We start from the raw sequence: 12,201 nt of genomic DNA on the forward strand, positions 1-12,201 counted from the left end.
TGGTACTTCGTGCGTACCAAGCTCTCCATTGCGGTAATGTCATTACCACTGTCTTGTCAGTCTTCACTGCCAACAAGGAGTCAGAGCGTGACCCAAGCAAGCCCTCTCTATTCCACTGCCACCGGTCTGCCGGAACCGACTCGCACCCCGTTGCTGACCGGCAGCGATCCCGAGCAGAAACGGCGCGAGCTGCTCGCCTACTTCTGCCAGACCTTCGATCTCTACGACTCACTGTTCGACTGTCTGGCCGATGAGCGGGCCTGGTTCAACAAGGCGATCCCACTGCGCCACCCACTCATCTTCTACTACGGCCACACCGCCGCCTTCTTTATCAACAAGCTGCTGGCGGCGCGCCTGATCGACCAGCGGCTGGATGCACGCATCGAGGCTATGGTCGCCATCGGGGTGGACGAAATGAGCTGGGACGATCTGGACGAGACCCACTACGACTGGCCCAAAGTCAGCGAGCTGCGCAGCTATCGGGCTAAAGTCCGTTCGCTGGTGTGCGATTTTATTCGCCAGATGCCGCTCACCCTGCCCATCGACTGGCAGAGCCCGGCCTGGGTGATCCTGATGGGGATAGAGCACGAGCGCATCCACCTCGAGACCTCCAGCGTGCTGATCCGCCAGTTGCCGCTCGCCTGGGTGCGGCCGCAGCCTTATTGGCCCGCCTGCACCGAAGCCCGCCACCGCATTGATCAGGTGCCCGCCAACAGCCTGCTGCCGGTGGCCGGCGGCAAGGTGCGCCTTGGCAAGCAAGATGCCACCTACGGCTGGGACAACGAATATGGCGAGCGCCAGATCGAGCTGGCCCCGTTTCAGGCCAGCCGCATGCTGGTGAGCAATGCCGAGTACCTCGCCTTCGTCCAGGCGGGCGGCTACGGCCAGCAACAGTGGTGGGATGAGGAGGGATGGGGCTGGTGCCAGTACGCCAAGGCGCAGATGCCCACCTTCTGGGTGGGTGATCCCACCAAGCCCGAACAACTGCAGCTGCGGCTGATGACCGAGCAGGTCGCCATGCCCTGGGACTGGCCAGTCGAGGTCAACCAGCTGGAGGCGGCCGCATTCTGTCGCTGGAAGGCGGCCCGGACCGGGCTCCCCATCCAGCTGCCGAGCGAGGCAGAGTGGCAGTTGCTGCGCGAGCAGCTACCCGGCGATCAGCCGGACTGGACGGAAGCCCCCGGCAATATCAATCTGGCCCACTTCGCCTCCTCCTGCCCGGTGGATGCCTGCCCGCAAGGGGAGTTCTTCGATCTGGTGGGCAATGTCTGGCAGTGGACCAGCACCGCCATCGATGGCTTCGACGGCTTTAAAATCCACCCGCTCTACGACGACTTCTCCACCCCCACCTTTGATGGCAAGCACACCCTTATCAAGGGTGGCAGCTGGATCAGCACGGGTAACGAAGCGCTCAAATCATCCCGTTACGCCTTCCGGCGTCACTTCTTCCAGCATGCGGGTTTCCGCTATCTGGTCTCCCGTTATCAGGAACCCGTTATCGTGAATCCCTATGAAACCGACACGCTGGTCGCTCAGTACCTCGACTTCCAGTACGGCCCGAGCCACTTCGGGGTAGCCAACTACGCCAAGACGCTTGCTGATCTTGCAGGCGAGCTGTGCAGCAACCACCAGCGGGCGCTGGATATCGGCTGTGCCACCGGCCGCGCCAGCTTCGAACTGGCCCGCCACTTCCAGCATGTGGACGGGGTGGACTACTCGGCCCGCTTCATCGATGTGGCGCTGGCCCTCGCCAGCCAGGACAGCTTCCGCTACGCCATTCCGCTGGAGGGTGAACTGGTGGAGTATTGCGAGGCACGCCTGTCGAGCCACGGGCTGGGGGCAAGTCAGGCTGAGCGCATCCACTTCAGTCAGGGGGATGCCTGCAACCTCAAGCCCAAATATGACCACTACGATCTGGTGCTCGCCTCCAACCTGATCGACCGGCTGCGGGAGCCCGCCCGCTTCCTGCGGGATATCGCCCCGCGGCTGCGCAGCGGTGGCCTGCTGGTACTCACCAGCCCCTATACCTGGCTGGCGGAATATACCCCGCCCGCCAACTGGCTCGGCGGCATTCGCGAAAATGGCGAGGCGCTCACTACCTATCAGGCGCTGCAACGGCTGCTGGTGGCGGAGTTCGAGGAGCACTGCCCGCCGCGGGATGTGCCCTTCGTCATCCGCGAGACCGCCCGCAAATACCAGCACACGGTGGCGCAGCTGACCGTCTGGCGCAAACGCTAGCACGCCGGTCGGCATGCAGATGAGAAGAGGGAGGCCAACGGGCCTCCCTCTTGTTATGGCTGTCAAAACGGCGCGAGTATCAATGCCCCTGCTCGTGATAGCGGCGGGCCAGCACGGCGCAGACCATCAGCTGGATCTGGTGGAAGATCATCAGCGGCAGCACCATCACCCCGACGCTGGCGGCCGGGAACATGACGTTGGCCATCGGCACCCCGTTGGCCAGACTCTTCTTGGAGCCGCAGAAGACGATGGTGATCTCGTCCGCCTTGTCGAAGCCGAGGCGGCGGCTGATCCAGACGTTCCAGCAGAGCACCAGCGCCAGCAAGATGCAGCTCAGCAGCACGATACTGGCCAGATCGTACCAGCCTACCTGATGCCAAATCCCCTGCACCACCGCCTCGCTGAAGGCGACGTAGACCACCAGCAGGATGGAACTCTGATCCAGCTTGCCGATGAGCGGGCGATGGCTATCGACCCAGCGACCGATGAGCGGACGCGACAGGTGGCCCACCACGAACGGCAGCATCAGCTGCATCATGATGGACTGGATGGAGTGCCAGGTGTCGATCCCCTCCCCCTGCACGTGGATCATCATCCCCACCAGCACCGGCGAGAGGAAGATGCCGAGGATGCTGGAGGCCGAGGCGCTGCACACCGCCGCCGACACATTGCCCCCCGCCATCGAGGTAAAGGCGATGGCCGACTGCACGGTGGCTGGCAAAGCGCAGAGATAGAGGAAGCCAAGGTAGATGGCCGGGCTCAGCCAGCCCGGTACCAGCGGCGTGAGCAGCAGCCCCAGCAGCGGAAACAGCACGAAGGTGCTGAGCATCACCACCAGATGAAGCCGCCAGTGACCGAGGCCTGCCAGCAGGTTCTGGCGCGACAGCTTGGCGCCATGCATGAAGAACAGGAGCGCCACCGCCAGCTTGGTCAGCAAACCGAACCAGACAGCCACCTGCCCCTCGCAGGGAAAGAGGGAGGCCAGGGTGACCACCGCAATCAGCACAACAGTAAAGGGATCCAGACGCACGAAAGGTCTCCATCAGAAGGGCATCCTGCAGCCATGGCGACAGTCAGGATTGGGGAGGACAAGAAACAGAGCGGGAGATGTCTGGCACCTCCCGCTAAAACGAACCTCCAGCTTACCCCGATAACGGAGAGGCGCAAAGTTGAGCGGCGAATAATTGTTCATCAATGCTTAACGCCGTCGCCATATCGAGCAGCAAAAGTTGACGATAAAACGGCTGTGACAGCTCCAAAACGACTAAAAATGGATAAAAAAACGGGCGACCAAGGCCGCCCGTTCCGTTTTTTCACCCAGCCGATCAGCGCTGGCTGGCCAGCGTGCCGTTGCCGGTTTTCTTCTCATTGCCGGCGAGCTTGCGGGCCTGCCGCTTCTCGAAACGGGAGATCCACCAGTAGGCCAGCGCCGAGAAGACCGCGGTCATAAAGACGTTGATGAAGAAGGCGCGCACCAGATCCACCCCGGCCGGGAAGGCGGAGGCACTCATGCTCACCACGAAGATGGCGATCAGCACCGACACCACGCCCATCCCGAACTTGCGCGATCCCATGCGGAAGTCGCGCGGGGTGTCGTCATGTTTCCAGCGGAACACGAAGTAGGCCACCATGATGAAGATCGGCGGCAGCATGGCGGTACCGGCGGTGAGGTTGATGGCGGTGTTCATCATCTGCTGCACCGACTCGGAGCCGAAGCCGTTGACCACCAGCATCGCGAACACGAAGACAAACTGCCACCAGGCGGCGCGCACCGGCACGCCGTGCTCGTTGAGCTGGGTGGTCTTCTCGCCGTAAACCCCCTGCGGGATCTCGGAGAAGTGGATCTTCACCGGCGCCGAGGTCCACATCATCATGGAGCCGAACATGGCGATGAACAGCACCACGCCGACGAAGCGGCCCACCAGAGCCTCGGAAAGCCCGAAGTACTGCGCCATGCCGGTGAAGATCTCCACCATGCCGCCGGCATAGGTGAGGCTCTCGCGCGGCACGAACACGTTCACCAGCAGGGAACCGACCGCATACATGGCACCGATGACGATACCCGCACTGATGATCACCTTGATGAAGGATTTTTGGCCCCCCTTCACATCATTGAGGTAGGCCGCCGCCGTCTCGGCACCGCCCGCCGCCTGGAAGATCCAGCACATGATGCCGAGGGTCGCCCAGTTGACGGTGGGAGTCATCGCCTCCAGGGTGATGGGCTGGGCCGGCACATGATCGCCACTCAGAGCCATCAGGGCACCCAGCACATAGATGGCGAACAGGGCAAACACCCCGTAGGCCACGATCTCGGCAATCTTGCCGAGCCAGCTCGCCCCCTTGGTGGATATGTGGGTCGCCGCCGCAAACAGCACGATGGAGATGATCGAGGTGACCATGGGCGAGAAGCTGTACTCATAGCCCAGCATGGCGTAGGAGGCGTAGGCGATGACGTTGGGCAGCAGGGAGACGAACCAGAACAGGTTCACGAACCAGTAGAGAAACGAGCCCAGATAGGCCATCCGGGTGCCGAGCGGTTTTTTAAGCCAGTCGTACATCCCCGACTCGGAGTTTTTATTGGCCGAGACGAACTCGGCGATGATGAAGACGAACGGGATGAAGTAGACGATGGTCGCCAGCAGGAAGATGGGAGCGGAACTGAGCCCCAGCTCGATGTTGTTGTTGACGATGTTGCGCACGTTGAACACGGCGGCAAAGGTCATCGACAACAGGGCAAACTTGCCTATGGTGCCGCGTACGGATTCAGACATGGTGTCCTCCAGTGGACTCGCGCTCCCTGCGGGTAACGCTGTGACTCTGTGATGTGTTCGGCAAGGGTCTGTCGGCCCCGCGCTTTACTCTCTTGTTATGATCGGGCCGCGTGAACGGCCTCGTTGGTGAACCGGTGCAATCTCACCGCACCGGCTCGCAATACCGTTCAGACGATCGGGGTGCCCGGCGCCATCGGCACCCGCGGTTGCAACAGCACGCTCTGGCTCTCGTCTGGGGTCTCGGCGCAGAGCAACATGCACTCGGATCGCTCACCGCGCATCTTGGTGGGCTTGAGGTTGGTCAGTACCACCACCTCGCTGCCCATCAGCTCCTCTTCGCTGTAGTAAGGCACCAGACTGGTGACAGTCTGCAGCGGCCGCTCGCCACCCACGTCGATCTGGACGATGTAGAGTTTGTCGGCCCCGGGGTGACGCACCACCTCCAGCACCTTGCCCACCTTCATCTCGACCCGCTTGAATTCGGCAAACTCGATCGTCTCGCTCATGCTCTTTTCCTTTTCTGGTTCAACGGTTTGCGGGTGGCCAACGGCCACCCGGTTTGATTGGGATTCAATACAGTGGCTATGGCGTCTGCATGGCAACCTGCGCTGTCGGCTGGGCCTCTTTGGCACGCGCTTCGGCACTGAGGGAGGCCTCGTATCGGTTGTATTTCCACCAGGCGAAGCCGAGGAAAATCACGATCCCGCCGACGTTGTAGAAGATGATGGTCATGATGTCGGCGCCGGTCGGGAAGGTGGAGGCGAGGAAGCCCACCGAGAAGATGGCGATCAGCACCGAGACCACGGCGATGCCGGTGGTGCGCGAACCCATCCTGAACTCCCGCGGCAGGTGGTCGAGCTTCAGGCGCAGATTGAGGTAGGCCAGCATGATAAACAGCGGCGGCAGCATGGAGGCGGCAGCAGTCATGTTGATGACGGTGTTCATCAGATCCTGCGCTGTGTTGGAGCCCAGGGTCGGGATCACCATCAGCGGCAGCACGATGAGGTACTGGATCCAGGCAGCGCGGGCGGGCACGCCGTTCTCGTTCAGCTCGACGGTTTTCTTGCCGAAGATGCCGGCCGGGATCTCGGAGAAGAAGATCTTCACCGGGGTCGCGGTCCACATCAGCAGGGAGCCGAACATGGCGGTGAAGGAGACCAGCCCGACGAAGCGGTTCATCAGGATCTCCGGCAGGCCGAAGTAGGCGGCCAGCCCCTCGAACACCTGCACCGAGCCGCCGGTATATTTCAGGGTGTCGCTGTGGACAAACACGTTGATCAACAGCGATGCGATGGAGTAGAGCACCCCGATAAAGATCCCGGCGACGATGATCACCTTCACGAAGGACTTGGAGCCACCTTTCACGTCATTGACGTAGACCGCCACTGACTCGGCGCCACCGGCTGCCATAAAGATCCAGGTGGTGATGCCGAGGAAGGCCCAGCTGAAATCGGGGACCATGGCCTCTACCGTGATGGGGTCAGCCGGTTGCACGCCGCCCACCAGTGCCGCACCCGCCAGCAGAATGTAGGAGAGGGTCAGCAGCAGCATCAGGGACGAGGTCACCGAGGTGATGGGGCCGAGCATCTTGGCGCCGTTGGTGGAGACGTAGGTGGCAAAGGCAAACAGCACCATGCTCAATGCCGTGGTCGCCACCGGAGTGAGAATGTACTCGTAGCCGAGAAAGGCATAGGAGGCGTAGGCGATGACCCGCGGCAGCAAGGAGGTGAAGAAGAAGAGGTTCACGAACCAATAGGTGTAGGCGGAGATAAAGGCCCAGCGACCGCCGAGGGAGCTCTTCACCCAGGCGTAAACCCCCGCTTCGGAGTTTTTGTTCAGCGACACAAATTCCGCAATGATCAGGCAGAACGGAATGAAGTAAAAAATGGTGGCCAGAAAGAACATCGGGGCCGAGGCCAGACCGATTTCGATGTTGTTGTTGATGACGTTGTTGAAGCTGAATACCGCCGCGAAGGTGAGCGACAGCAGACCAAACTTGCCTATCGTATTCCGTTTGGAATCAGACATGGTGCATCTCCAGACCTGTAGTTATCTAGCGAAAGAGCGGGGCATGGGTTGTAGGGTGAGCCCCGCCCTTCCGGCTTTTGTCAGTGCAGAACCGGCGGCTTGTTATTTGTTCTTGAAGTAGCCGCCTTCGACGGTGACCTTGATGATCACCTTGCGCACCGGCCCGTCGCCGACGAATCGGTAAGCCTCGTCGTTCTCGAAGATCACCACCTGACCGTTGCCGACCTGCTGGCGCTCACGCACCTCGCCGGCCAGCCACTCGCGGTCGGTGGTGTCGTCATAGGCCTGCTCGACCCGCAGCTCGCTCTTGGCTGCCCACTCCACCGTCTCTGCCCCTTCCAGGTAGTAGTGAACGTCGAAGTAGCGGCGCTGCCCTTCAAACAGTGAGGTGGCCGGGCTGGCCCCCTCCTGCAAGCGATAGGTGAGGGAGTCACCGATGGAGTGGCAGATGCCGGGCTTGAGGTTCGGCAGGTTGTTGATAGCCTCCACGCAGCGGCCCCACTTCTTGCCCTCCCGGTAGATGTTTTTGAACAGGGTCAGGTTGTCCAGGGTGATCATGCGAGGTTCCTCCCGCCGTTGATGGTGAGATCGAGCCCGGCCAGCGCAGCCGGATTGAGGTTGCCACGGGCGATGGGCAGCAGGGTCAGTCCGAAGCTGAATGGCTCGAAGCGCACCCGCCAGGAGTCCAGCACCTCGGATCCCCAGGAGTTGGAGCCGAGCCCCAGCACCTTGTGATCCAGATTGAGGGTGAGATAGCCGCTCGGTTCCAGCTCGTTGATGTGCTGCGCCGCGTGGATATGCTCCCAGCTGTAGGGCCAGACGCTCAGGTTGATGGGGGCATCTGGCCGCACGTAGAGACCGGCGCCGTGGCGGTTGGTCAGGGTCGCCCAGCGCACCTGCTGGCGGTTGCCGTTATCCTGCGGGAAGGGGTAGTGCTCCCACATCTCGCTGACTGTGCTCTGGAAGCTGTCGATCCAGTTGCTCTGGCGGCTGTCCTGATAGTTTTCGCCCGGCCCCATGCCGTAGTAGTGCACCCGGTCGAGATCCTGACGAATGCCCAGCTCGAAGCCGATCTTGGGAATGATGTCGTCATAGCCGCCGTAGGGCTGACCGGAGAGCGCCACGTGCAGCTGACCGTTCGGGCTCAGGGTGTAGACGTAGCGGCAGCGCATGCCGAAGTCGAACACCGGCGGCGCGATCAGGCTCTCCACCGTCACCTCGACCGCGTCACCCAGCTGGCGCCAGCTTAAGGTGCGGAAGTGCTCCTGCATGATCTGCAGGTGGTTCGGGTGCCACAGGCTCTCGTACTCCTGCTTGTGGTTGTCGATCATCGGCTTGAAGAAGGTGAGGCGCGGCGAACGCTCAATCAGCTCATTTCCATCCTGCTGCCAGCTCACCAGCTTGCCGTCGAGGCGCGAGAAGCGCAGGGCAAAGCCGCTACCGCTCAGGGTCAGCGCGAGGCGCTCGTCGGCAATCTGCAGCGCAGTAGCGTTGGGATTGGCAAAGGGCTGCAGCTGGCGAGTCGATGCCTTCAGTTGGAACTGGTACTGGCCCAGCTCGTGCTCCGCCGCGCTGTAGCGGGTAGCACTGGCCTTGATGACCCGCAGCTGGACGAAGGTTTCCCGCCCATCAAGCGTGGGCAATTCGAGTTGCAGCTCTGTGATGGCACCGGGAGCCACCCCTTCCAGCCGGATTTGCTGACTGGCCAGCAGCTCGCCCTCGGCCTTCACTTCAACCAGCAGGCGGATGTCGTCGAGAGTGGAGAACCAGTAGCGGTTTTCCAGCTCAAGCCGGCCGCTCGCCAGATCCAGTGCCCGCACCTTGACCGGGCAGATCACCTGCTTGTATTCGCGCAGGCCAGGCCCAGGGGTCTGATCCGGATAGATGAGGCCATCCATGCAGAAGTTGTAGTTGTTGGGGTAGTCGCCGTAGTCGCCGCCGTACTTGTAGACGGGGCGCCCCTGCTCGTCCTGATCCAGAATGCCGTGATCGCACCACTCCCAGATGTAGTGACCCTGAATGTGGGGATGGCGGTCGAACACCTGCTGGTATTCGCTGAGGCCACCCGGGCCGTTGCCCATGGCGTGGGCGTATTCGCAGAGGATGCGCGGCTTCTCCATCGGGAACTCGCCGAAGCAGTTCATCTGGGAGACGCGCGAATACATGGTACTGACCACATCCACCACCTCGGCATCGCGATCCTCTTCGTAGTGCACCAGCCGGGTCGGGTCGATCGCCTTGCAACGCTGGTACATGGCCCTGATGTTGCAGCCGTAGCCGGATTCGTTGCCGAGCGACCAGATGATGATGGAGGGGTGGTTCTTCTGGGCGTGCACGTGGCGCTCGATGCGATCCACGAACACCGGCTCCCAGAAAGAGTCGTCGGTGATGCGGCTGAGATCGCCGACGTTGGCAAAACCGTGGGTCTCCACGTCGGTCTCCGCCATCACGAACAGACCGTACTGGTCGCACAGCTCGTAGAAGCGAGGATCGTTCGGGTAGTGGGCGGTACGTACCGAGTTGAGGTTGTGCTGCTTCATCAGCACGATATCGCGTTCCACCCGATCCATGCCGACCGCACGGCTCTTGAGGTGGTCGTTGTCGTGGCGGTTCACCCCGTGCAGCTTGAGGTAGTGGCCGTTGACGTAGAAGAGGCCATCTTTGACCTTGATTTCACGCACCCCGACCCGCTGCGGGATCACTTCCAGCAGCTCGCCCTGACCGTTGTAGAGGGAGAGTTGCAGCTGATAGAGGTAAGGATCTTCGGCGCTCCACAGATGGGGATTGGCCAGATCCAGCGTGAAGCGGCAATCACACTTGCCATCGATGGCGAGATGGTCGAGCGAGCCGCTGGCGATCTCGTTGCCCTGATCCAGCAGCGACCAGACCAGACGGTGCTCACGGGCGGGCGCCCCCAGATTTTCCAGCTGGAGATCGCAGCTCAGGGTAGCGCTCTGATTGTCATCGGCCAGCGCGGTGCGGATGAAGAAGTCCTGCACATGGGCGGCCGGTTTGCCCACCAGATAGACGTCGCGGAAGATCCCCGCCATCCACCACATGTCCTGATCTTCGATATAGGTGGAGTCGGCCCACTGCATCACCCGCACCGACAGCAGGTTCTCGCCAACCTTGGCGTAGGCACTGATATCGAACTCGGCGGTGAGACGGCTGCCCTTGCTGAAACCGACGTAGTGGCCGTTCACATAGACCTCGAAGTAGGTCTCCACTCCGTCAAACTTGATGATCACCTGCTCGCCGTCCCAGGCCGGGCTCAGCGTGAAGCTGCGCTGATAGGCGCCGGTGGGGTTGCTGGTCGGCACGAAGGGCACGTCGATGGGGAAGGGAAAACCTTCGTCGGTGTACTGCAGCTGGCCATGTCCTTCCATCTGCCACATGTTGGGCACGGTGATCTGGCCCCACTCGCTCATGGGGCTGTGATAGAAGGCCTCCGGCACCTGCAGGGGGTGATCGAAGTAGTGGAACTGCCACTGGCCGCCAAGGCTCAGAAAACGGCGGCTCAGCTCGCGCTGCATGGTGGCCGCCAGCGCGTGGTCGGCATAAGAGAAGAAGTAGGCACGCGGGGCCAGCCTGTTTTCACCAACGAATTGGACGTTTTCCCAGTTATTCACATGTCCTCCCGGAACAAGGCAACGTTAACTGGGTAAACTCTAGATAAACATTTACTAAATATCAGTTTTGCATTGGTAAAGTTTTAACCTGATCACAATGAACAGATGGTTTTGTGAGCGAGATCAGAAGCGGGAGATAAAGGAGGGCAAGATATGAATGAGTGGCATAGATGTTGATAGCTGTTGGCTGAACCCCAATAAAATCAACTATAAAACAATATGATATGAAGTTGTTGGATGATATGGGAAAGAGGTTTGCTTGGCAGAGGTGTCGCACCACCGCAAGATGGTGCGACTAAAAAGTTTGGGGTTTTACTAAAATCAGCGAGTGGTGCCACGCAGGGTCAACTTGCTCGGTACCAGCACCCGAAGTGGAATATCACGCTCGTCTCGCAGCCGCTCAACCAGCAAATTAACCCCCTGGGAGCCCATCAACTCGGAGTGGATCCGCACCGTTGAGAGCGGCGGGAAGGTGAACTTGGCGGTTGGAATATCGTTGACGCTGATAAGTTCGATCTGCTGGGGAATCGCCAGTCCCTTCTCATGAATGGCACGCAACACACCAATCGCGATGGAGTCGGAGGCGACAAACAGCGCCTTGGGCCAATCCCCTGCCAGCATCTCCTTCGCCAACTGGTAGCCGGAGGCGCTGGAGAAGTCCCCACGATAGAGATCGCTCTCCTGCACCACTCCCAGCCGCTGGCCATAATCCCGGAAGGCCAGTTCGCGCAGATCCGGATTCTCATCCTGGCCACCGATATAACCGATGCGCTGGTGCCCCTGCGCGATGAAGTAATCGACAACCTGCTGGCTGATCAGGGCGAGATCCACATCGACCGAGTCGAACTCTCCCTGTGAACGGCAGTCGACAAACACCAGCTGGCTGGAACAAGCCCTTAGCTGGACGAGACGTTCGGCTGTGAGTGTGCCGACCACCAGAATGCCATCCACGGCGCTCAGCTCGCGCCCTTCACCACAGTTGTAGAGATGAGTCAGTTCGATATTGAGGCGGGCACTCTGGGTCTCGATGCCATAACGGATAGCGAGATAGTAAGGGTCGTTGACCTCGGTACTCTGGGGATAGGCATAGACCACCAGAAAGTGCAGCTTGCTCTTGTGTACCCCCTTGCGGGCGCTGCTGGTCTTGTACTCCAGCCGTTCGGCAATCTCGAAGATCCGCTGCTTGGTCTCTTCCTTGACGCTCAGGCTGGGATCCTCGTTCAGCACCCGGGATACCGTCGCGAGCGAAACCCCCGCCTCCTGTGCAATTTCCTTCAACGTAGCCATCAATACCTCGCTGGCAGCATCACGTGTTAATCGGTAACGGCTAAAGAGTAACGGGCAATCCCTTGATAGCCCAGCACTTTTACTAAAATGCCGGCGGCGGTGCAGATTTTGGGAACGCAGAAATGCAAAAAGGCCTCCCAAATGGGAGGCCTCTTCTAAATAGGTGCCTGACAGTGTCCTACTCTCGCATGGCGAATGCCACACTACCATCGGCGCTACCGCGTTTCACTTCTGAGTTCGGCATGGGA

General features: G+C 60.6%; 8 protein-coding genes. 1 reads left to right on the forward strand and 7 read right to left on the reverse strand.

The features are described 5' to 3' along the window. The first annotated feature begins 87 nt into the window (after window positions 1–87). A complete protein-coding gene (gene ovoA / locus G5367_RS13475; RefSeq protein WP_421244887.1) occupies window positions 88–2,238 on the forward strand; it encodes a 5-histidylcysteine sulfoxide synthase in 2,151 nt (716 codons plus the stop codon). A 79-nt stretch (window positions 2,239–2,317) separates the two neighbouring features. Here ovoA and G5367_RS13480 read toward each other — a convergent pair whose 3' ends face one another. From G5367_RS13480 to ebgR, 7 genes are all read right to left on the reverse strand, one after another. Continuing rightward, window positions 2,318–3,268, reverse strand: coding sequence for a bile acid:sodium symporter family protein (locus G5367_RS13480; RefSeq protein ID WP_335833762.1), 951 nt, complete (start codon window positions 3,266–3,268; stop codon window positions 2,318–2,320). Window positions 3,269–3,563: 295 nt separating this feature from the next. After that, on the reverse strand, window positions 3,564–5,009 hold the full coding sequence (locus G5367_RS13485; RefSeq protein ID WP_113740295.1) for an amino acid permease: 1,446 nt from the start codon (window positions 5,007–5,009) through the stop codon (window positions 3,564–3,566). 167 nt (window positions 5,010–5,176) lie between these two features. Continuing rightward, complete coding sequence (locus tag G5367_RS13490) at window positions 5,177–5,515, reverse strand: tRNA-binding protein (RefSeq protein ID WP_005342042.1); 339 nt, start codon at window positions 5,513–5,515, stop codon at window positions 5,177–5,179. 76 nt (window positions 5,516–5,591) lie between these two features. Next, window positions 5,592–7,037, reverse strand: coding sequence for an amino acid permease (locus tag G5367_RS13495; RefSeq protein ID WP_042055383.1), 1,446 nt, complete (start codon window positions 7,035–7,037; stop codon window positions 5,592–5,594). Window positions 7,038–7,139: 102 nt separating this feature from the next. Beyond that, entirely contained in the window at window positions 7,140–7,595 is a 456-nt protein-coding gene (locus G5367_RS13500; RefSeq protein ID WP_219277115.1) for a beta-galactosidase subunit beta, read from the reverse strand. Then, a complete protein-coding gene (gene ebgA, locus G5367_RS13505) occupies window positions 7,592–10,666 on the reverse strand; it encodes a beta-galactosidase subunit alpha (RefSeq protein ID WP_421244886.1) in 3,075 nt (1,024 codons plus the stop codon). The genes G5367_RS13500 and ebgA overlap by 4 nt, the downstream gene beginning before the upstream one ends. 321 nt (window positions 10,667–10,987) lie before the next feature. Continuing rightward, on the reverse strand, window positions 10,988–11,953 hold the full coding sequence (gene ebgR / locus G5367_RS13510; protein WP_005342046.1) for a transcriptional regulator EbgR: 966 nt from the start codon (window positions 11,951–11,953) through the stop codon (window positions 10,988–10,990). Between the last annotated feature and the right edge of the window lie 248 nt (window positions 11,954–12,201).

The sequence above is a fragment of the Aeromonas sp. 604282 genome, assembly GCF_049170575.1.
Lineage (GTDB): Bacteria > Pseudomonadota > Gammaproteobacteria > Enterobacterales > Aeromonadaceae > Aeromonas > Aeromonas veronii_A.